The sequence below is a fragment of the Mesorhizobium sp. B2-4-3 genome (assembly GCF_006442815.1).
Taxonomy (GTDB): Bacteria; Pseudomonadota; Alphaproteobacteria; order Rhizobiales; family Rhizobiaceae; genus Mesorhizobium.
This window is the reverse complement of sequence record NZ_VFVL01000006.1, coordinates 115,839-137,252: the sequence shown is the minus strand read 5'-3', so window position 1 is coordinate 137,252 and position 21,414 is coordinate 115,839. Positions and strand designations below refer to the sequence as shown.

Annotated in this window: 14 protein-coding genes; 5 read left to right on the top strand and 9 right to left on the bottom strand. The window is 64.3% G+C overall.

Features of this window, described 5'->3' with window-relative positions; translation table 11 throughout:
• The first annotated feature begins 5 nt into the window (after positions 1–5).
• On the top strand, positions 6–1,241 hold the full coding sequence (locus FJ956_RS08985) for a caspase domain-containing protein (RefSeq protein ID WP_246672019.1): 1,236 nt from the start codon (positions 6–8) through the stop codon (positions 1,239–1,241).
• A 41-nt stretch (positions 1,242–1,282) separates the two neighbouring features.
• Here FJ956_RS08985 and FJ956_RS08980 read toward each other — a convergent pair whose 3' ends face one another.
• Positions 1,283–1,843 carry a hypothetical protein gene (locus FJ956_RS08980; RefSeq protein ID WP_246672018.1) on the bottom strand — a complete coding sequence of 187 codons (561 nt, stop codon included), beginning with the start codon at positions 1,841–1,843 and terminating at the stop codon, positions 1,283–1,285.
• A 187-nt stretch (positions 1,844–2,030) separates the two neighbouring features.
• On the opposite strand from FJ956_RS08980, the gene FJ956_RS08975 reads away from it, so the two are divergent.
• The gene (locus FJ956_RS08975) at positions 2,031–2,567 is read left to right on the top strand and encodes an OmpA family protein (RefSeq protein ID WP_181170150.1); all 537 of its coding nucleotides are present in this window, start codon (positions 2,031–2,033) and stop codon (positions 2,565–2,567) included.
• 58 nt (positions 2,568–2,625) lie between these two features.
• On the opposite strand, the gene FJ956_RS08970 is transcribed toward FJ956_RS08975, so the two are convergent.
• From FJ956_RS08970 to tagH, 8 genes are all read right to left on the bottom strand, one after another.
• On the bottom strand, positions 2,626–4,242 hold the full coding sequence (locus FJ956_RS08970; protein WP_140675016.1) for a caspase family protein: 1,617 nt from the start codon (positions 4,240–4,242) through the stop codon (positions 2,626–2,628).
• Positions 4,243–4,851: 609 nt separating this feature from the next.
• A complete protein-coding gene (locus tag FJ956_RS08965) occupies positions 4,852–7,293 on the bottom strand; it encodes a M23 family metallopeptidase (RefSeq protein WP_140675013.1) in 2,442 nt (813 codons plus the stop codon).
• A complete protein-coding gene (locus FJ956_RS08960) occupies positions 7,290–7,784 on the bottom strand; it encodes a DUF1036 domain-containing protein (protein ID WP_181170140.1) in 495 nt (164 codons plus the stop codon). Before FJ956_RS08960 ends, FJ956_RS08965 begins: the two co-directional genes overlap by 4 nt.
• Positions 7,785–7,795: 11 nt before the next feature.
• Positions 7,796–10,294 carry a serine/threonine-protein kinase gene (locus FJ956_RS08955; RefSeq protein ID WP_140675010.1) on the bottom strand — a complete coding sequence of 833 codons (2,499 nt, stop codon included), beginning with the start codon at positions 10,292–10,294 and terminating at the stop codon, positions 7,796–7,798.
• On the bottom strand, positions 10,291–11,070 hold the full coding sequence (locus FJ956_RS08950) for a PP2C family serine/threonine-protein phosphatase (RefSeq protein WP_140675006.1): 780 nt from the start codon (positions 11,068–11,070) through the stop codon (positions 10,291–10,293). The genes FJ956_RS08955 and FJ956_RS08950 overlap by 4 nt, the downstream gene beginning before the upstream one ends.
• 117 nt (positions 11,071–11,187) lie before the next feature.
• Entirely contained in the window at positions 11,188–14,715 is a 3,528-nt protein-coding gene (gene tssM, locus FJ956_RS08945; protein WP_181170139.1) for a type VI secretion system membrane subunit TssM, read from the bottom strand.
• The gene (tssL, locus tag FJ956_RS08940; protein ID WP_140675000.1) at positions 14,715–16,244 is read right to left on the bottom strand and encodes a type VI secretion system protein TssL, long form; all 1,530 of its coding nucleotides are present in this window, start codon (positions 16,242–16,244) and stop codon (positions 14,715–14,717) included. The genes tssM and tssL overlap by 1 nt, the downstream gene beginning before the upstream one ends.
• A gap of 297 nt (positions 16,245–16,541) precedes the next feature.
• On the bottom strand, positions 16,542–17,621 hold the full coding sequence (tagH, locus tag FJ956_RS08935; RefSeq protein WP_140674996.1) for a type VI secretion system-associated FHA domain protein TagH: 1,080 nt from the start codon (positions 17,619–17,621) through the stop codon (positions 16,542–16,544).
• Positions 17,622–17,929: 308 nt separating this feature from the next.
• Between tagH and tssI the strand changes: the two genes are divergently transcribed.
• Genes tssI through FJ956_RS08920 form a run of 3 tightly spaced genes read left to right on the top strand, consistent with a single transcriptional unit; the run spans position 17,930 to position 21,073 of the window.
• Entirely contained in the window at positions 17,930–20,254 is a 2,325-nt protein-coding gene (gene tssI, locus FJ956_RS08930) for a type VI secretion system tip protein VgrG (protein ID WP_140674993.1), read from the top strand.
• Between the two features lie 10 nt (positions 20,255–20,264).
• Complete coding sequence (locus FJ956_RS08925; protein ID WP_140674990.1) at positions 20,265–20,714, top strand: D-lyxose/D-mannose family sugar isomerase; 450 nt, start codon at positions 20,265–20,267, stop codon at positions 20,712–20,714.
• Positions 20,714–21,073 carry a hypothetical protein gene (locus FJ956_RS08920; protein ID WP_140674987.1) on the top strand — a complete coding sequence of 120 codons (360 nt, stop codon included), beginning with the start codon at positions 20,714–20,716 and terminating at the stop codon, positions 21,071–21,073. The genes FJ956_RS08925 and FJ956_RS08920 overlap by 1 nt, the downstream gene beginning before the upstream one ends.
• Positions 21,074–21,414 lie beyond the last annotated feature (341 nt).

Genomic DNA, 21,414 nt, shown 5'->3' with positions numbered 1-21,414 from the left:
TGGCGGTGAGTTCCGCTCCGATCGCCCATTGCGGTGACGTGTTTCGCGCCGCCGGACTTGTGGCGCTTGCCTTGCTCCTGACGTTGACGGCCGCGCGCGCCGAGCGGCGTGTGGCGCTGGTGCTCGGCAACTCGCAGTACCAGCACGCAGCGCCGCTCCTCAATCCGGCGCGGGATGCGCAGGCCATGGCCGATCGGCTCAAGGACCTCGGCTTCGAGGTGGTCTCCGGCTTCGACCTCACCAAGCAGCAGACGCAAGATACGGTCGCCCAGTTTGCCAGAGAGGTGCGCGGCGCCGACATCGCGCTTTTCTTCTATGCCGGCCATGGCCTTCAGGTCTCCGGCAAGAATTATCTGCTTCCCGTCGATGCCGCGCTCGAGGACGAGACCTCGCTCGATTTCGAGGCCGTCTCGGTCGATTTCGTCCTGCGCCAGATGTCGCGCGAGACCAGCATAAGGCTGGTTTTCCTGGACGCATGCCGCGACAATCCGCTTGCCGACGTGCTGGCGAAGACTGCCGGCATCAAGGGCGCAAGCAGCGGCCTTGCCGAAATCCCGATCGAGAATGGCGGCGCCGGCACGCTGGTCGCCTTCGCTGCCAGCCCGAACCAGCTTGCCTATGACGGGTCGGGCGACCACTCGCCCTTCACCACGGCGCTGCTCCAGCATGTCGGCGAATCCAACGTCTCCATCACCGAAGCCATGAACAGGGTGACCAGCGACGTCTTCAAGGCCACCGCCGGCAAGCAGCGCCCCTGGATCAACGTCTCGCTGACCACCGAGGTCGTCCTGCACAGGGTCGATCTCAATGCGCCGCTGATCGTCGGCGAGGCGAGCACACCGCAGGCCGAAGCGGGCTCCGGGACGCGCAACACCGGCGCGTCCGGCCAGACCGACGACCAGCTTGCGCTCAATATGCTGCGTGAAAAGATACCGAAGCTGGCGACGGACGGCCCGATCTTTTTCGATCGCCCGGTCAAGTTCGGCGACCCGGCGATCGACGGCAAGAGCATAGCCCAATTGATCAAGGGGCAACCGCTTTTCAGTCCGGTCGAAGGCCTCGACAAGTCGGTCTGGCAGGGCAAGCACTGCGACGGCTGCCACGAGTGGAACGAGACCCGCCTGTGCGAGCAGGCGAAGAATTTCGCCGCCAACGACGTCTCCGTGCTGCGCCTGCAGCATCCGCTTGGGACCCGCTTCAAGGTCGCTCTGGCCAGGTGGGCGCAAGGCGGCTGCCAATGATCGTGGATTAGAGCCTTGGCAGCCTTGTCTGGCGGAAAACCCTAATACGCGTCGACAGATTGCCGCTGGGCCTCCATCTCCACCATCTGGATGCCCATTTCGACGAAGGCGGAAAGCACGCCAAAGCGGTCCGCGGTCGAAACACGGGCGAGCCCCGCCAGGATCCCGGCGTTGACGGCGTGAGCGGCGGGGAATCCGGTCGATAGCATGTCGAAGGCCGGGTCACGCCATGCCGCCGACAGCGCGATCCACGCAGCCGGTGTCGTTGGCGACGGATCGACGGCATCGCCCAGCGCCGCTCGATGGCGGGGATTGCCGGGCTCGCCGACCCAATCGTTGACGAGCGCCAGCAATTCGAGGTCCCTATCGGCAAGGAGTTCTGAGAGATGGCTCAGGCATTCATGCCCCCACCAGATCGCGGCGCGATCGGGCAGGAGATAGGCGCAGAACGTGACGGCTTCCTCCGGCACGCGTCCGGCGAGCAGGGCGCGGCAAAATTCCAGCGGGGGTTGATTGGCGGCAGGCGATTTCATGTCCCGGGCGATCGCGGGACAGGCAAGAAACAGATCCCTTGCGGTTCTGTATCCGAGTTCGTTGGCCATGGCTGCCACACCCTGAGAGCCAGCTGACAAGCACTCAAGCCTTTAGCCGAGAGCCGGTCAAGCCTTAGCTTTTAGCAGGTGGCGGCCGTTGGCAACGTGCGCTTGGTCACAGACAATCGCTTCAAGGTTTGATATGGTCCGCGCCAGCGAAACCCGCTCAAACAGAGCTCAAACAGGAGTGACGGTCATGCGGTGGGGCAGCTCAGCCTTGGCATTGGCGACCGTGCTTTTTTCAACGCACGTTTACGCCGATCCGCTTCAGAAATCGGAAGACATCGTAAAATACTTCGCCGGCCAGGGTAATCTTGGCGCGTCACGCGGCATCTGCGTCGGCACCGAGGAAGAGTGCAAGAGCAAGGCCGAGAAGAACGAGGCGCCGCCTCAAAAGGCCGGCCTCGACATGATGATCAATTTTGCCCTGGATTCGGCCCAGCTCGACCAGACCGCGCGCACGGAACTGGATGAGTTCGCCAAGGCGCTGAAGGACAACCGGCTGAGCACGTTCAGCTTCGTCGTGGAAGGCCACACCGACGCGACCGGCACGGATCGCTACAACCAGGACCTGTCGCAGCGAAGGGCGCAATCGGTGGCGGCCTTCCTGTCGGCGAACGGCGTTCAATCTACCCGACTCGAGCCGGTCGGCCTGGGCAAGTCGCATCCGCGCGTCGCCAATCCCTATGATCCGGTCAACCGCCGGGTGGAAATGCGGATCAGGACGCAATAGGCGGCCGGCCCGTCGCCGGGCAGCTCGCCCGCCGACGGGCCGGCCCTTTTGTCCTCGGTCAGTTCTTGAGCGCGCCGCCGACCGCGATGCCGGTGCCGAAGATCAGCGCCTTGGTCAGGAAGTCGTTGTTGTCTCTTGGCGGCGGCGCATCCTCGCGGACCACGGTCTCGCTGCTGCGCCTGCGCTGCACGACCTGCGTCTGTTTCCTGCGCGGTTTTTGCTGCGCCACCGGCTTCAGCGTCCGGGTCCTCTGCGCGACCTGTTTTTTCGCTGGCGCGGCACGGACCTGGTCGGCGGCGTTCTTGGCGCGCACCGCATCCATCATCGGGTCGGTCTGGATCACCAGGAACGCCAGCTGTTCGCGCGTCAGATAGGTGGTTGGCGGCAGGCCGTTCTTGCCTTGCCAGGCGCCGATCGCCTGGCGCGTCCTCGCGCCGATATTGCCGTCGACCTGCCCAACCTCGTTGCCCAGCGCTTCGATGCGCAATTGCAGGTCGATGCGGCCGTCGCGGTCGAGGCCGATGGCGCTTTCGGTCAGCTCGCTGCCTTGCGTCTTTCTCATCTCGTCGGTGATGCCGACCGAGGTGCGAACGGCCGAGCCTGGATTGGCATTCGCATCGTCCGCGCCGGGCGCCGCGATCTGCTTGCCGGCCGTCGGATCCTTCAGCTGGTCGATATTGAGCTTCGCCACCGTGGCGAAGCGGCCGTTCGGGAACTGGTCGAGATAGGCCTCGTAATAGGGAATGGCATTCTTCTTCGAGGCCTCGTCCCAAAGCCGCTGCTCGACCTCCCAGGACGGCGCCTCGGTGGCCACGGGAGCAGGGGCGGGCGCCGCCGTCGTCTCGGCTGCACCGGTGGCCGGCGTCGCGGCAGTTTGTGTCGTGGGCTTGCCGAGGAAAACTTCGCGTCCCAACGAGGCATTGTGCCAGGGCCGCTGCCGTCCTTGCGTGGCTTCCGTGACCTCGCCGCGTACCCGCGTCAAGGCGCTCTGGATCTCGACGCCCGGTTCGGTCAGGTGCTTGGCCAAGGCCAGCGAATAGGGGCTGTCGACGCCGTTGCCGTCGAAAGCGATGGCGCCGGGGTCGGTCGCATAGGCGATCAGGACGCCGCCCGTGCCCATGCCGTCGGCCTTTGCATCGACCGGCGCGAGGCCGGCGCCGAGCGAGCGGCTCTTCGGCAGCGCGGCGGCCAGCGTGCGTGCCAGCGGATTGTCGCGGCAGGCATCGAGGATGATGATGCCGACGGCGGGATCGGCCGGCAGCGCCGCCATGAACTCGTCGATCTGCACCGTGCGGGTCTTGAGATAGGCCGGCGACGTCAGCTCGGCATCGACCGGGATGAGGTAGTTCTTGCCGTCGACCTGCATGCCGTGCCCGGCATAGAAGATCACAGCGAGGTCGGCATTGTAGGACTCCTCGGTGAACTTGCCGATCAGGCTATGCATGCCGGCATTGTCCTGGTCGACGCCTTCGATCACCTCGAAGCCCGCGTTGCGCAGCGTGGACGCGATGAGGTGGGCATCGTTGGCCGGGTTGGGCAAGGCGACCGCATTGACATATTTGCTGTTGCCGATGACCAGCGCGACACGCTTGCTGTCGGGCGTGGCGGCCTGGGCGCCGATGGCGGCGTGGAAAAGCAGGATCAACCCGCCCAAAAGGATGGCGAACGCTTTCATGGATCAATCCTCCGCCCGTTGGGGCGCGTTATGCTGCCTGCGCATGCTGAATTTCGTAAGCGACAGCGTCGCTTCTGCCAAAATCGTCTCTTGGACGTCTGTGATCTCGGCCACAGATTTGGTTCACGAGGGGTCCGAAATTTCCTTCCGTGAATATCCGCTAATATACCATCCGTGGGCCTGAAAACCAATCGGCCCATCCAAAAACACGGGGTTTGGTGAACCGATTAGTTCCCCGGCTCAGGGGTTTGAAAGTTGCCGTTTGTCTGGTGCAAGATTTTCCATTCATTTGCGTGAAATCAGCGCAAACGCCGGGGATTGGTTGAGCCGCTGCAATCTCGTCATTCTATGGCGGAGCAAGGAGCGAAGCGACGCGGCGCAGACCATAGAATCCATGCCGTGACTTGCAAGCGCCGCCACCGTGCAAAATTCTGCTCCGTTGTGCCTTTCGACCAAGGTAACGGCATGGATTCTAGGGTCTTCGCGACGGAGCTTCGCTCCTGCTCCGCCCTAGAATGACGATCGCGATGGGTGTTTCGGCCAATCTCCAACGCATGCCGCCTACCAACGCAAACAGAGCCGACCGGTCAAAATCTCTGTGCAGTGCCACTAGCCGGGCTCCAGCGTATCCTGGATCGAACCTATCAGCGCGGCGATCGCCTGCTTGTACTTTTCGAATTCCGGGGAGGTCTGCCGGACTTCGGTCGTGGTTGTCGTCGGCTGGCCCTGGTCGGTGACCACGCGCGGCGCTTTCTGCCCCATCTTCCGCTCGGCCCAGTCCATGACATAACTGGCAGTCTTGCCGGTCAGGAACGGGTTGGCCTGGATGACGGCGGATCCGAGCACCGCGGTCAATTGCGAGGAACCCGGCGCCGCCAGCACCTGATGCGCGCCTTCCATGCCGAGGAAATGGCAAAGATAGAGGCGTCCGGCGGTGATCTGGTGGCCGCGGGCGCGCAGATAGGCTTCCCCTTCGCGCGCCAGGTTGCGCACCATTTCACGCGACAGCGTGGCGTCGTAGCGAAGCGCAAGCAGATCGGCGGTCGAAAGCGAGCGCGCGAGATCGGGGCGATAGGTGTTCATCATGCGGATCCAGGTCTTGGAGATGAACTGGCCGGCGCCGGTTGCCGAGGAAAGCGGGTTCTTGGCTCGCGCGCTGCCGCCGCTTTCGACATGCACGATCCGGTCGGTCAATATCTCGACCGCGGCATCGCCGGAGCCGCCGGAACTGACGGACACGGCGGTAGCGACCGAGGTGACTGTCCCCAGCGGATCGATCGCCTCGCCGTTCTGGTAGAGTTCGAAATGCAAATGCGGGCCGGTCGAAAGCCCCGTGGTGCCGATGTAGCCGATGACGTCGCCAGCCTTCACCTTGGTGCCGACGCCGCTGGCGATGGCGAATTTCTGCATATGCGCGTAGCGCGTCTCGCGGCCGTTGGCATGCGTGATCTTCACCAGATTGCCATAGCTGCCGCCATCGCCCTGGAACGAGATCTCGCCGTCGAAGGCGGCCATGATCGGCGTGCCGACCGGCGCCGCCCAGTCGACGCCCTTGTGGATTCGAACCGTGCCCAGGATCGGATGCTTGCGCGGGCCGAAGGTCGAGGTCATCACTCCGGCGACCGGCGTGACCATGCCGTTGGTGACGGTCAGCGAGCGGACCTGGTCGTCGCCGGTCACACAGGCATACTGGCCGTCGCTCTGCTGGAAGACGAAACAGTCGAGGCTCTTGTCCGTGCCCTGGACGCCGACATAGAGCACCCGCCCGGAGATCTCGCCCTGGCCGCGCGGCGTCTGCGAATAGATCAGCACCAGGCGCTGGTCCTCGCTGGCGAAGGCGTCGAGGTCCTGTCCCCGCGACAGATACATGATCGCCTCGCCGATGACGCTGGTCGGCACCTTGTTGCGCGCCGCGGTCGAGTAGATCGCGTCGAGCAGGCGGTACTGCCGCTTGGGCCCGCCCTGGTCGGAAGCGCCGGAATAGTTGAAGAGGTCCTCGCGCACCCAGGGGTCGACGCCCGACACGAAGGCGCCGGCCGCATTGCGCGTCAGCGTGCCGACATAGACGTTCCTCGCGTAGATGGAGACCTGCATCAGCGACATGGTCGTCGTCTCGCGGTTCGGCCGGAACCCGCGCATGGCCACGACAAAGCCGGACTCCAGCCCGTCGCGGTTGAAGAGCGTCTTCAGCGCTTCGCCCGCAAGCTTCGCGTCGTCGGCGGAGAAATGCGCGTCGAGCGCCACGCTGTCCAGGCTGCGGTCGTTGAGGATCTTCACGAAGGTGTCCTCGGTCGCCTCGAAGCGCTGGTATTCGCTGGCGACGGTCGCAACGGTCGTGTTGTTCTCGATCGCGGTTTTCTTGAAAGCCGGGAGTGCTGCCTCCCCCTGGTCGATGGTCTCGCCCCAGCCTGCCTCTGGATCGTCGGTGTCTGCCTTGGGCGCTGAACCGGCATCGCTTTCGTCCGGCGCCGCCTGGAGATCGTTCTGCAGGTCGCCTTGCGGATCGCCCTGTTGATCGTCCGGCGCCGCGGCCGGAGCGTGCGGGGCCGGTTGCTCATCTTCCGGCTTCGTTGCCGAAGGCTTCGGAGCGGCCTGCCGCTGTGCCTGGAAGAAGGCGAAATCCTCCTGCGTCGACGGGATCGTCGTCATGAACTTTTCGCTGGCGCTCAGCATCACGTCGGACAGGATTTCGATCTGCGGCGAAGCCCCGGAGCTGTCGAGCCCGGCCGGACGCGCGACGGTCTTGCCCTTTGTCGCGGTGTCGGCATCTGGCGCCAGCGTGATCCACATCGGATCGCCGGCGAGATCGATGATCGCCGGCACATAGACCGAGGCGTCGGGCGGCACGTCTTCCATGCCCTCGACGGGATGCAGCTCTTCGTCCTCGTCGCCGAACGACCAGTAGTCCCTGGTCAGGTAGAAGCCGGCGGCTAAAGCGACGACGGCGAGCGTGGCAAGGCCGGCAAGGGCCCGGCGCCAAAGCTTACGCCGTTGCGCGGCTAGGCGCGCCTGTTTCTTCTGCCTGAAGCTCGTGTCGATCGAGTGCGTCACGGGCTGCTTCCGGTCAGGAAATAGGTCCAGCGCACCTGCTCGAGCGTGTCGACCTCGACGAAGCGCGCCGCGATATGGCCGCGCTGCCAGCACTCGTCGATGCCGCGGATCGAGAAGCGCCGCCGGTCGATGCACATCTCGGTCAAGCCGTTGAGGATCGCGTGGCCGAAGACGTCCGTCGCGTAGAGATAGATATAGCGGTTGGTCAGCTCCTCCCGGATGACGTTGACGCACTGGTTGGCGCCGATCGTCCACCAGCCGTCCGTCTGGTCGGCATTGTCGACCTTCTGTCCGACGGCGAGATTGACGACGTCGAGCGTCTGGTTGCAGACGGTGAATTCGGCATGCGCCTTGCCGGGCGAAAGGATCGAGAACAGCGCCGCGCCGAGCAGCGCCGCAAGCGTCATGCGGCCCGGGAACGGCAATCGGAGCCGGCTACGCTGCTTGCGTGGCGAGGGCTGGGGCGGAGAACGCAAGGTGCGAAGGTCCATCGGCGTTCATGCTATCCGCCAAGCCGGAAATAGGTGGCCGTGGCGGAGAACTGCGATCCGTCGGCCTCGATCTCCTCGAGGATCCTGGGCAAAAGCTCCGAGGCCGGCGTCGGCCTGGAGAACATGGCGGCCTGGATGTCCTTGGGCCCGGTGATCACCAGCATGATCTGCGGCACCGCCTTGCCGGCTGCCTTGTCCGCGGCGGCGAGGCCGATCGGGATGTTGAAGGTCACCTTGTCGGTTTGCGGCACCATGCGGTCGTCGAGATTGAACGCCACGCCCTTGTGGTCGATCAGCATGATGTTCGAGACGAGCCCGCTGCCCGTATAGAGCGCGCCGCTGACCGGCGAGCCGTCCGGGACCGATGTCCGGTCCAGCACAAGCTGCGGCTTCGCGGCCGAGCTCCGGTCAAGGAAGCGAAGGAAAGTGGGCACTCCGCACTGGGACAGGGTGATGAGGCGCACGCTGATGTCCGGCTCGATATGGAACCTCGTCTGGAAATCGCTGAGCAATTGTTCGAAGGCTTGGACCGCCGTCCCGTATCCCTCGATCGCGGGGGAAGCGCCGGGTCCCGATGTCACGTTCGCGTAAAAACAGCTGCCGCCGCTGAAATCGCGAACCCAGGAGCGCTGGTCGTTCCACTTGGCCGTGTCCTGTTCCAGTGACGGAAGCGCCGGCTTTGGCACATTGATGGCGACGTCGGTGTCCGGCTGCTTGGTCGCCGGCGGCTGCGGTTGCTGCGCCGGCTGGGTTGGTGCGGTCGGAGCTTCAGGTTGGCTGGCTGTCGAGGTCTGTGCCTTCGGCTCCGCCGGCGACGTGGTTGGCTGCGCCGGCGCCTGGCCTTCTGAAGCCGGGGGTGGGGAAGCGTTCGGCTTGGGCAGCTTGGAAAGCATGTCCACCAGGTCTTTTACGCTAGGCTTGGCCGCCGGCGGCTTCGACGCCTGCGCCGGCTTGTTCTCAGCCGCCTGGCTCGGTTCCGGCGTCTTGACAGCCGGCTCGCTTGTAGGCTGCGCCGGCTTTTGGCTTTCGGCGGCCGTTGGTGCGGGGCCCGGCGCAGGTGTTGGCGACTGTTGCGCCAGGGGTTGCACGGGTTTGGTCTCGACCTCAGGCGTCTTTGCTTCGCTCTCCGGCGGGGTGGCTGGCAGCGTCGGCTGCTCGACGGGCGTCTTGGCCTCCGCACTGGGTTGGGCGGATGGCTTCGCGCTGTCAGGTTTCGGTAGTTCCGGCTGCTGCGCGGCCGGCGCCTGCGGCTGGGGTTTCGGCGCCTCCGGCTGCTGCGCTTCGGCCACTGGTTTGGCGGCTTCCGCGGCCGGTTTCGGCGTCAGCGGCTTGGATTTTTCCGTCACCGGCGGAGGCGCCAGGACGCCGCCGAAATAAAGGCCGCCCCCCACCAGCACAGCGAGCGCCGCGACGCCGCCGGCGATGGCCGGCATCCGCGAAGCCTTTTTGGGCGCGAGCGGCGCGGGCGTGCTCGCCGGCTGAGGCCGTGCCTCCGACAGATATGCGGGGCGCACATGCTCGACGAAGCTCGGCTCGCCGGGAGGTGGCGGCGGCTGAGGCTTGGAGTCCGGCGGCGCCGACCACCCGGCGCGTGGCAGGCCCGAGCGCTCGCGTGCGCCGAACGACACCGGCGGCGGCAATGTCGGCTCGAGATCCTCGTCGCGCGCCGCCCGGGCGATCTCGGCCATGCTGGCCGGGCGGTCGCGCGGATCCGGCTGCAGCATGGCTTCGATCAGCTCGCGAAAATCGGGATCGATATCCGACAGGTCCGGCACGGTCCGGCGTTTCTCGATGACCTCGTATTGCGACCCGCTCATGTCGAGCGGCTTTCCGCGCAGCGCCGCGGCCAGCACCAGCCCGAGGCTGTAGATGTCGGATTGCTCGCTGACCTCGCCGCCATAGAGGCCGAGCTGCTCGGGCGAGACGTAGTTGTATTTGCCGGCGAATTTTCCGCCGATCAGCGTTTCGCCGCCGACGGTCGCCGAGCGAGCGATGCCGAAATCGATGATCTTGGCCCGCTCGACCCGCCCGCCGGGCAGAATGATGTTGTCCGGCGAGAGGTCGCGGTGCACCGCGCCCGCCTGATGCACGGCGCTCAAGCCGGAGGCGAGGCGATGGCAAAGCCGGCGCACATCGTCCCCCCGCATCGGTCCGCGCCGCATGACGTCGAACAGCGACTCGCCGTCGACGAACTCCATCGCGAGATAGGGACGGCCGATCCCCGTATCGATGGTGAAGACGTGGTAGCGCACCACCGCGTCATGCGACAAATGGTTGAGGATCGACGCCTCCTTGCGGAACAGCGACAGGATCGTCTGGTCGCGCGCGAATTCTGGCAGCACGATCTTGATCGCCACATGGTCGCCGGTCTGGATGTTGTGGCCGCGATAGACTTCGCCCATGCCGCCGGAGGCGATCCTCTCGTCGAGCTCGTAAATGCCGCTGAGCTGCGTGCCGACGCCAGTATTGGTGACGTTCGTCGAAATCCGCGTCTTGTCGTCGTCGTTCATCTGGTCAGGCCCTCCACTGCGGACCGATCCGGATGAAGCGCGCTGTTGCGCCCGCCGCCGATCTTCACGAGCACGATGGTCACATTGTCGGTTCCGCCGCGCTCAAGCACGGTATCCAGGAGCGTCTGGCATGCCGTCCGCGGCGCGGCGGACCTGACCGCGGCCTCGATCTCGGCGTCGCTGACATGCGCGGTCAGTCCGTCGGTACCCAGGACGAAAACATCGCCCGCCATCAGCTCGCCCTGCTGGAAATCGATCTCGAGCTCGTCGCTGACGCCGACCGCATGCGTGATCACGTTGCGGCGCGGCCAGACGCGCGCTTCCTCCGCGCTGATCATGCCGCGGTCGAGCAATTCCTGCACCTCGGTGTGATCCTTCGAAACCTGGAAGATCGAGCCGTTGCGCACGAGATAGATGCGGCTGTCGCCGGCCCACAGGCAGGCGAAACGTCCATCCATGGCAAGCAGGGCCGCGAACGTGGAGCCGATGGTGATGCCGCGCGAGCGCGATATGTCGCGGATCTCGGCATTGGCGCGGCTGAGCCGGTCCTCGAAGCGGGCGCGAAGGTCCGGCGCGGAGCTCGCGATGCCGATCGTTGCCAGATGGTCGACGATGCTGGCCGAGGCGACTTCGCCGGCCTCATGCCCGCCCATGCCGTCGGCCACCACCCAGAGCCCGGTCTGCGGTTCGATGAGGTAATTGTCCTCGTTGTGATCGCGCACGCAGCCCTTGTGGCTCACGCCGAAGCTTTCGATGGGGAGGGCGACAGTGCTCAATTTGCCACCAAGCGCTCAGCGAGCGTCCTCCGTGACCAGCCACGGGCCGCTTGCCCAGGCCACTCTGCCACAAGCGCATACATTAGAGTACCGAAATGAAGGCTCGATCCAGCCATGTCAGAACGCCTTCGGACAGCTGAAGCCGGACAAGGCCGGCAGCAGCAGGGGATTGGCGCCCGAGCCGGCCTGGATCGTGTAGGCGACATCGCGTCCGCCGATCACGAAGCGGGCTTCCGTGTTGGCGCCGTCGCCGGTGATGGTCGCCTTGTCGAAAAGCCGCTTCAACGCCCACGGCCCTTCGAACTTGAGCGCGGACTCACGGCCAGGCATTTCCGGCACGAGGCTGAGGCTCGCCGATCCGGAAGCGGCGCCGCTCGGCCATGTCACGATGCTCGGCGCGTTGCCGGCCTGGGCGCTCTGGACCGTCTGCCCGTCGACATTGAGCACGGCGCTGTCGACTTCGCTGTTCACAGACGTGGGGGTGATGGTGATCGAGACCGAAGGCACCGAGCCGCCGGAAGGGAAGAAGGCGCTACGGATTTCCGCGGCCGACTGGAACGCTTTCAAGGTTGACTTGGCCAGGTCGCGGCTGGAACGGGCGTCCTGTTTCCAGGTCCATTCCTGGCCGGTCATGTCGATCAGCGGCGCAAGATTCTGCGCGAAGAAACGGTCCATCAGCCCACCCGGCGCGAACAGCTTGGTGAAATCCGCCATCGAGATCTCGTCTGTGCCGTCGCGGGTGAAGGGATAGCGGCCATTGACCGCCTCCTCGCAGGCGCGCGTCACCGTCTGGTCGAGGCTCTGGTTGAGGTTGGCGACGGAGGCCTCGGCGACATTGCCTTCGAATTCGTCCGCCGCCGCGTTGACCATGCGCGCCAGCGGCTTGGGCAGGCGCGAGACATTGGCGCGCAATGTCGAGATTTGCAGTTGCAGGTTGGCGTTGACGCGCTCGGTCTGAGTGGGGACATCGGCCGCGAGCTTCAGGCTCTGGAAGATGTCGTGGAAGTTCTGCGTCAGCGCATCGAGCGGTCGGCGTCCGGCGGCCCCGCCGACCAGCGCCTGGAACGAGCGGAACTGCGCCTCGACGCTCGCGCCGGCATTTTGCGCGACGGCCGAGCTTGCGCCGGCGCGGCTTTGCGACTTGCCGCCGGCGATCTGCAGGCCGATGCGGGCGAGGCCCTTGGCCATGCTGGCGGGATCCTGCTGCGCCGTGCCGGTGTCGCCCTCGGCGGCGCTGTCCTTCGTCAATGCGGTTTCATCGGCGATCGCGGTGAAGAGCTGGTCGAGAGGCGAGTCCGGCGCGGCGACGGCGGAGAGCGCCAGATATTGCGGCTTGTCCTTCATCATCGCCTTGAGCTTCAGCTGGTCGAGCACGCCGTTCCAGGCGGCGGCGAATTCCTTGCCGTAGCGGTCGATGAGCTCGGGGCCGAGCTTGGGCAGGTCCTGGTCGATGCCGACCTGTTCGCCGCCGCCGCCAAGCACCCACTGGTCGTCCACGAGCATCTGCGCGATGCGCGACAGCTGCGGCAGGAAGAAGCTATTGAACCCGCCGCGCGTATAGAGGCCGGTGACCTGAAGATCGGCAAGCTCGCTGCCGTCCGTGCGCTCAAACAGCAACTGCGCTTCCGGACCGGCTCTCGCGGCGATGGAGAAGTCCTTGAGCCTTGCGGCGTAGACCGCCGACTTGATCTGCGCCCAGGCGCGGTCGGCGAGGCTCATGCGTCCGAGCGAGCGCTGCGCGGCCTCCACCAGCGGCTGGTTGAGCTCGAAGACCGGATCATAGGCGTCGTCGAGCGCAAGCATGGCGCGCAGGTGCTTTTCGAGCTGCGCGCGGCCCTCGCGGTTGTTCTCGCCGGGGTAGCGGTTCTGTTCCCAATCCTGCTTCATCCAGGAGACAACCAGTTCGTCGTCGACCTTCGGCGCCTTGCCGCCCAGCATCAGGTAGATCTTTAAAGGCTCGTAGAGTGCGACGGGGTCGGCCATCCTGGCCTGGATCGTCCGCTCCGCCTGCACCAGCAGCCGCGAGCGGAAGGTTCGCTCCAGCGCTTGCCGGTAGGCGGTCTTGGAGGCCGACAACAGCCTCTCGCGCTGGCTGAGCCCGAACGTCTCCTCGATCGGCTTTGCCTGGTCGCCGTTTTCGAAGCCGGCCGGCAGGTTGCGCAACTGGTCGAGCGGACCGATGACGTCTTCGAGGTCGACGTCGGTCACCGTGGTGCTCTTCAGCAGCGTATCGGCGCTGTCGCGATAATGCGCCATGGCCTGCCTTGTGGAGGCGATCAGCTCTCTGTTGGCGAAGAAGCTGAGGCCCAGCACGCCGAGCGCCGCCAAAGCCGCCAGCGCGATCGTAGCGAGGCCGCCGAACCTCGCGAGCCTGGAGTGCCGCTCGGAGGCCCTGTCGAACGAGACCCAGCCCGATTCAGGGAAGATCACTTTGGCCAGCAGGTCGTGCAGGAAGAAGCTCTTGCCGGCGCCGGAGAGATGCGCTTGCGAAGCACTGCCGAAACTGCGGCCGATCGCGCCCAGCACCTGGTCGAAAGGCGTCCCTTCCTGGGTGCCCGAGGAGAAATAGAGCCCGCGCAGGCTGACATTGACCTGGCTGCGCGAGGTGTCGAACAGGCTGCCGACGAACTGCGTTATCCGGACCTTCAGCGCGCCGAACTGCGCCGGGAAGCCGAACAGCGCGATCCGCGCCACCGGGTCGGCCTCGTCCTGCAGGCGATCGGCGACCTCTTCGGCGAGCCGCTTCGCCAGTTCGTCGAAGGCTGCGGGCGCCTCGCCGGCCATGTTCCTGGTGCGGTCGGCCGTCTGGAATGTCGCGCCCCACACCTTGCGCCGGCGCGCCTCGTCGAAATCGCCGAAATAATCCATGAAGCCGGCGACGAGATCGGCCTTGGTGAAGAGCAGATAGACCGGGAACTGGATCTTCAGCGTCTCGTGCAGTTCGCGCAGGCGGCTTCGGATCTCGGTGACATGCGCGTCGAGCTGCCGGTCGTCGAAGCCGATCAGGTCGGCAAGGCTGATGGCGAGGATCACGCCGTTGATCGGTTGCCTGGTGCGGTGTTTCTTGAGCAATCCCAGGAAGGCGAGCCAGCTTGCCTTGTCGCGCTCGCGGTCCGACTCCCGCGTCGTATAGCGGCCGGCCGTGTCGATCAGCACCGCCTCGTCGGTGAACCACCAGTCGCAGGACCGCGTGCCGCCGACACCGGCCACCGGCTGCGCGCTGCCGGAGCCGGCAAGCGGAAATTTCAGCCCGGAATTGACCAGCGCCGTCGTCTTGCCGGAGCCGGGCGGGCCGATGACGATGTACCAGGGAATGTCATAGAGGAAATTGCGCTTGCCGCTCGTCCGCCTCAGCGTCGCGATCGCTTCGCTCATGCGCGCTTCGAGCACCTGGGAATCGTCGTTGCGCTCGTCGCTGCGCACGATGGCCGTTTCGAGCGCCTTTTGCGCCTTGCGGCGCTGCCAGAAGCGGACCCCGTAGGACAGCGCGAGCACCACGATGGTGACGACGATGATCGTGGCCCTGAGCCACGCAGGCGCAAACGGGCGTATGTCGGCGAAGCGGATCAGCGGTCCGGCATACCAGACCGCCGCCGAGAAACCGGCAAGCGCAAGCAAGCTGAAGATCCGCGGCGTCCAGCGCATCAGTTGCCGTTCTCCGCGGAGCCGTGCTGCAAGGTTTCCTGTTTCGGGATCATCACGGCGACGCGGCGGTTCTTGGCACGGCCGTCCGCCGTGCCATTGTCGGCGATCGGCTCGTCTTCGCCCTTGCCGTCGGCGCTGAGCCGCGACGGGTCCTTCAATTGCGTGGCCACCATCGCCTGGACGGCCTTGGCGCGAGCGACGGAAAGATCGAAATTCGATTTGAACTGGCTCGATTTCTTGGGCTTCACATTGTCGGTGTGGCCGACGATGTTGATCGGCCCGGGTTCTGCGTCGAGCGCCGTGGCGATGTCGGCCGCGATCGGCTGGAATTGCGGCTTCAGCTCCGCCTGGCCGGACGCAAACAAGAGCTGGTTGTTGATCTCGACGACGATAAACTCGCCCTTTTCACCGACGCTCAGTCCGCCACCGGCGATCTCCTTGGCAAGTGCGGCGCGGATGCGGTCGATCTGGGCGGTATCTGGAACCGCTGGCGGCGGGCTGGCTTGCACCGGTCCGGCGGGCGCCGCCACGCTGGCGCGCTCGATGTTGACGGATGTCGACGGATTGAGCGCCAGCAATTCGCCGGCGGTCGCGTCGCCTTCGTCGGTGATCAGCACCCGCAGTCCAAAGAAGGCCGCCGTCACCAGCGTCGCCGCGGCGGCGGCGACTGCCCACAGCGGCAGCCGCGCCCTTGGCTTCGGCAATGCCGCAGCCATACCTTGCCAGCGGGGCGAGATTTCGTCGGCGGCGCGCGGCTTGAAATAACGCAGCGTGTCGTAGACGTCGCGCCGGACACGTTCGAGCGTGTTTCGCTCGCCCGCAAGCCCCCGATATTGGCCCTCGAAACCCAGCGAAAGGCACGCATGCATCAGTTCGAGCAGGTTGTAATGCGCTTCCGGCTTGGCGAGGACGTTGTTCAGCGCTTCGTAGAAGCCGGCGCCCGTCGGCTGGGTCTGGAAGAACTGCGCCACAAGGCTGTGCTGAAGCCAGCTGTCCTTGCTCGGCCATGGCAGATTGCCGACAAGGTCGTCGGCGGTTCCGCAAAGGGCGAATTTCGCGATTCGCGCGTCTTCCTCGGCTACGCCGGCTTTCGCGATTGCAAGCTCGAAGGTGTCGATCGCTTCGGCTATATGCTCCGCCAAGGGCGCCGCTTGCCGTTCGACCGGCATCAGCCGCAATTGGCCGAAGAGCATCAAGAGCGGCGCCGCGGCGGCAAGGATCGCATTAGCCGCGGCATATCTCACGCCGCCGGCGGCGTCGAGCAGGGCATCCTGCTGCAACCCCGGCGCCGCATTGGCCTCTGCTCCCGGGGTCGGTCCCTGAAAGAGCACCGTTCCGGACGACCAGCCGGCGGGCACCTGTCGGCCGCCGCCGGGATCGAACACCGTCGATTCGCGGGAAGGCGATGGAGCGGGCCGAACGCCTTCCAGACCGGAACTCTCGGCAGCCGCGAGCGGTCGTTGCTTGGGCCGCGGCGCGCGGATGACGGTTTTGTCCGCCGGCCTGGAGGGATCGTCCTTCGAGCTCATCGGCGGCGACCCGCCATCGAATTGCAACGAGCAGGTCTTTGCCAGGCAAAGCGCGCTTCAGGCTGAGCCTCGGCGGCAGGCCGCATGGAAAGGCTCATCTCGCCGAAACATGACATTGCTGCACACGCCCCAAGCCACGCCGCGTTGCCCGCCAGGCAAGCATCCCTGCCCATTCTAATCGCCCGGGCATTCAATTGAAACGGGGCCGCCGATTGAAATCGGAAAACAAGATGATCGAAGAGGCGGCTTCTTCTATGAGACCCGTCACATACGGTTGGCGCGGTCCGTGCGGTGCGGCTATTTCTGCTTGTCGGCCTTGGCGTAGGCTTCGGCGAAATAGGCAAGGAAGACATCCAGCATGCCGTTTTCGTGCTTGTCTTCCATCGTCCGCCATGTCGCGACAAGCGCATCCCAGGCCTGGCTTTTCCTGGACGAGAAGGACGCCGGCGGAATTTTCTTGGCGATCGCCTCCGGCGACAGGTCGTCGAGCAACCGCGACAGCGCGGCCTGCATGGCGGCGTAGGTCGCGATTTCGTGCGCCTTCAGGTCGCGGAACGCGTCTTCGACACTATGCCTGGCGTCGAGATAGCCGGCTCTGCGCTTGGCGAACATGATCTCCAATATGTCGTCGGTGCCCGGCACGAATTTCAACGGGTTGTTGTCCTCGGCGCCGATCATCGTCCGGTTCGAGCTCTTGGCGAGCACCTTTGCCGCCGCGCGCGCCTTGAGCAGCAGGGACAGTTGCTCGACCGTTGTCCTCAGCACCGCGCCGATCTCGGCCGCGACGTCATGCGGATCACGCGCTTGCAGCAACTCCGGCGCGATGCCCGCCGTCTTGGCGATCTCCCGCATTATCGCATCCGCCTCCGCGGGCCGGTTGGCCGGAACCGCCGGGCCGGGCTGCAGCGCCGAGGACGTCGAGACGGGCGCTGCCCCGGTCGGTCGCTGCTCCGCCGGATTGAACAACGGCCCGTGGCCGAGATCCAGGGGGCGGCCGGTCGAGGATGGCAGCTCACGTTGCGTCGATCCTGTACTGGCCTGAGCATGTCCGGTCGCGGCTCGTTCGTCTTCGATCGAAACGCCGACGACATAACGGCCGATCAGCAGCCGGTCGCCCTGGGCCAGCCGGTGCGGCCCGGTCATGCGCTGGCTGGAACCGTTGACGAAAGTGCCGTTGCGCGAGACATCGTAGAGCCAGAACGAACCCGCCTGATAGCGGACCTCGCAATGTCGACCCGAGATGAACTTATCCGGATCGGACAGCGTCCAGTCGCAATTCTCGCGGCCGATCTCGAAGCTGCGGTCGCGGGCGGCGTAGTTGGCGGCGGTGCCGGCCGGCAGCCTGTCGACATTGCTGATCTGGAGAGAGATGAACATCCGGAAGCGTCGCCGAACTTGGTCAACAAATGCTTATCGTTCGCGCAATTCCAGGCGGAAAGCCGCCAGGAGCCTTCCCGGAATTGCTCCGGCATTCTAGCAGCTTGCAGGCTGAGCGGGAGAGGAGCGTTTCACATCGGCGCGCGGGCGCGGTTTAGCCATCGCTGTTATTTGGCCTCCCTCAAACATGTGCTAGGCTTGCAGCCCTACGGTGCGGTGAATTCGAACGCTCCCGAACGTGATGCAGTTAATAGAGCGGGGGTTTCAAACCATCACACTGGCGGCCGCGTCGAGGAGGGGCACGACCCATGCCGAACGAACGTGCCACGGTTGTACAGACGCCGGCTGGCGCCGACCTGACCTTCACCCATCTCGTCGGCCGCGATGAGGTCAGCCGCTGTTTCGCCTATACGGTCGGCTTCGTCTCGAAGAACCGCGACATCGACCCGTTGAAGATGCTGGGCGGTGTCGTTTCGGTCGAGGGCGAATCCGATCCGAAGCGCTGGTTCAGCGGCCTCGTGTCGGATTTCAAGCTGACCCGCATCGAGGACCGACTGGCCTTTTACGAGGCCACTGTCAGGCCCTGGCTCTGGTTCCTCGGCAACACCACCGACTGCCGCATCTTCCAGAACATGACGGCGGTGGAGATCGTCGAGAAGATATTCTCGAAATACGGCATCGCCAAATTCGAGAAGCGGCTGCAGGGGTCCTACCCCTCGCGCGAATATTGCGTGCAGTACGACGAGAGCGATCTCGATTTCGCGCAGCGGCTGCTCGAGCACGAAGGCATCTTCTATTTCTTCGAGCATGACGAGGGCAAGCACACGCTCATCCTCTGCGATGCGATGAGCAAGCTGAAGCCGGCGCCTGGTTACGAGAAGGTGCTCTACAATTTCGAGGGCCACGCCTCGCGGCGCGATGTCGAATACATCACCGAATGGATACCTGGCAGCGCGGTGCGCCCGGGCGCTTATGCCCATACAGACTATGATTTCGAGAAACCCGGCGCCGATCTTATGGCGAAATCCGCCCAGCCTTTCGCGCATAAGGAGGCCTCGGGCGAAAACTATCGCCAGCCCGGCGCGCATCTCGATGTCGGGCGGGGCGACAAAATAGCGGGGATCCGCCGCGAGGAACTTCAGGCCGTACATCAGCGCAACACGGCTGTCGGCACCGTGCGCGGCCTCTTTTCCGGCTGCAAGTTCACGCTGGAAAGCTTTCCGCGCGACGACCAGAACCAGGACTATCTGGTGGTCAGCGCCGAATACCGGCTGTTCGACCCGGGCTATCGGACCCAGAACGAGGCCCACAACGAGAATTTCAAGGTGGTGCTCGGCGTGGCGCCGACCAAATTGCCCTACCGGCCGCCGCGCATCACGCCGCGGCCGATCATGCGCGGGCCGCAAACGGCGACCGTCGTCGGACCTTCCGGCGAGGAGATCTTCACCGACAAATATGCTCGGGTGAAGGTGCAGTTCCACTGGGACCGGCTCGGCAAGAAGGATCAGAACTCCTCCTGCTTCGTGCGCGTCTCGCAAACCTGGGCCGGCAGCGGCTGGGGCTTCATCCAGATCCCGCGCATCGGCCAGGAGGTCATCGTCGATTTCATCGAAGGCGACCCGGACCTGCCGATCATCACCGGCCGCGTCTACAACGCCTCCGAGATGCCGCCTTACGCGCTGCCGGGCAACGCCACGCAATCCGGCTGGAAGTCGAATTCTTCGAAGGGCGGTGGCGGTTACAACGAGTTGATGTTCGAGGACAAGGCGGGCTCCGAGCTGGTCAATTTCCAGGCCCAGAAGGATCATCACCTGCTGATCAAGCACGACCGCAACAAGACGGTCCAGCACGACCAGTCCGATCGCATCGACCACGACGCCAAGCATTCCGTCGGCCACAACCTCGACGAGGATGTCGGCAACAACAAGACGGTCAAGATCGGCGTCGACCAGACCACCAACATCGGGTCGAACGACACCGAGACGGTGGGCGCAAACCGTTCGCTGACGGTGATGGCGAACGAGACCATCCACGTCGTCGCCAATTCCACGGAAAACATCGACGCCAACCATTCGCAGACCGTGGGGCTCAACCAGACGGTCACGGTGGGTATCGCGCGCGTCGATACAGTGGGAGCGGCGGAAACCAGAACCGTTGGTGCGACACAGATAAATACCATCGGGGCGACCCGTGCTGTCAGTGTCGGCATCAGCCAAAGCCATGATATCGGGGCCAGCGACAGCTGGAACGTTGGAGCCGGGCAGAGCGTAAGCATCGGCGCCGCCCAGACTATTAGTGTTGGCGCCGGTCAATCCTTCGACGTAGGCGCCGGACGCGCCACCAAGATCGGTGCGGACGATGCAATGCAAGTTGGCGGCTCGCAGGCAATAAAGGTCGGCAAGGGCTATCTCTTCGAAGCCGGCGAGGACGGGGCGATCAAGATAGGTACCGACCTTGTGGTCGAGGCCGGCAGTTCCATCACGATCAAATGCGGTTCGGCGACAATAGCGATGAAGAAAGATGGATCAATTTCAATCGAGGGCAAGGACATTACAGTCAAGGGCTCTGGCAAGATTGACATGAAGGCTTCAAGCGACATCACGATGAAGGGCTCTAAAATCAATCAGAACTGAGGGTCTGGCTATGAACAGTGTCCGGGATCGAATCGAAGGCGTCGTAATCGGTATCTTGCTCGGCTTCGATGCGGATGTGCCTCTGGTTGTCTTTTCCGGCAATCCGAAGGAGACGGCTCTGTCGGCGCGAAGTCTTGTGGAACTCTCGCGCGAGTCGATCGGCGCGGAGGTGGCGCTGCTGTTCCAGGATGGAGATCCTGAACGGCCGCTGATCGTCGGCCGGATTGTCGGGGCGATGAAAAAGCAGGCGCAAAAGCCAAACGAGTCCAGCAACGAAATGACTGTCATGCGCGACGGCGAGACGGTCAAGATCACTGCCGGCGAGCGTCTGGAACTGCGCTGCGGCAAATCGGTCATCATCATGGAAAAGGACGGCCACCTGACCATTCGGGGGACTTATCTTGTCAGCCACGCTAGCGCGTCGAACCACATCCGTGGCGGCTCGGTGAACCTGAACTGATGACGAAGGTTCCGATCCTCAGGAATATCGTGCGCCAGCACGCAGAGATGGCTGCACATCTCTGGACTGTCTACGACCACCATCTTCAGCATCTGGAAGAAAATCCGGATATGAATGAAAACCACCTGGCCAGCCTGGTGGAGCGGCTGGAAGCGCATCTGGATGGCCTAAGAGTGGCGGGTGAGGAAGGACGCAACATCGCGCGAACGCAATATGAGGAGTTTCCCGAGTCGGGGGAATTGTTCGTGCTGAGAATATCAGAGGCGAAGGCTCCGGTCCGCATCGGGGACCTGAATTTGGATAAAGTTCGCGCGTTTCTTTCGACGACGTTGAGAAGAGGATTGCAGCAGGCCGTATAATCCGCCCATCATGACAGCCGCCGCCCCCGCCTACTGTCAGTGGTTCGAGAATACATTTGCGTCGGACGCGTCGCCAATGATTATATCGCCTTCACCTATCTCCCTATAATAAAAATCGATGACATCCTGCTTTCCACATAGATCCGCTATGTGACCGGTTCTCCCGTCACGAAGTTTGCACATGATCATTAGATTCAGCTCACACTGCATTTCGTCAATGTCAAGTATTCTAACATTGTTGACCAGAACCTCATAGGCTCTCTTCGCGCTGTGAATGTCAGCGACCAACATCCAAATCCATATTTGTTGATATAGGCTGTCATAATCGATGTGTATATTGA

Bases quoted from the DNA above. Each gene is read 5' to 3' on its own strand.
- FJ956_RS08980 (WP_246672018.1), bottom strand. From the start codon at position 1,843: ATGGCCAACGAACTCGGATACAGAACCGCAAGGGATCTGTTTCTTGCC.
- FJ956_RS08975 (WP_181170150.1), top strand. From the start codon at position 2,031: ATGCGGTGGGGCAGCTCAGCCTTGGCATTGGCGACCGTGCTTTTTTCA.
- FJ956_RS08970 (WP_140675016.1), bottom strand. From the start codon at position 4,242: ATGAAAGCGTTCGCCATCCTTTTGGGCGGGTTGATCCTGCTTTTCCAC.
- FJ956_RS08960 (WP_181170140.1), bottom strand. From the start codon at position 7,784: ATGGACCTTCGCACCTTGCGTTCTCCGCCCCAGCCCTCGCCACGCAAG.
- FJ956_RS08955 (WP_140675010.1), bottom strand. From the start codon at position 10,294: ATGAACGACGACGACAAGACGCGGATTTCGACGAACGTCACCAATACT.
- tssM (WP_181170139.1), bottom strand. From the start codon at position 14,715: ATGCGCTGGACGCCGCGGATCTTCAGCTTGCTTGCGCTTGCCGGTTTC.
- tssL (WP_140675000.1), bottom strand. From the start codon at position 16,244: ATGAGCTCGAAGGACGATCCCTCCAGGCCGGCGGACAAAACCGTCATC.
- tagH (WP_140674996.1), bottom strand. From the start codon at position 17,621: ATGTTCATCTCTCTCCAGATCAGCAATGTCGACAGGCTGCCGGCCGGC.
- tssI (WP_140674993.1), top strand. From the start codon at position 17,930: ATGCCGAACGAACGTGCCACGGTTGTACAGACGCCGGCTGGCGCCGAC.
- FJ956_RS08925 (WP_140674990.1), top strand. From the start codon at position 20,265: ATGAACAGTGTCCGGGATCGAATCGAAGGCGTCGTAATCGGTATCTTG.
- FJ956_RS08920 (WP_140674987.1), top strand. From the start codon at position 20,714: ATGACGAAGGTTCCGATCCTCAGGAATATCGTGCGCCAGCACGCAGAG.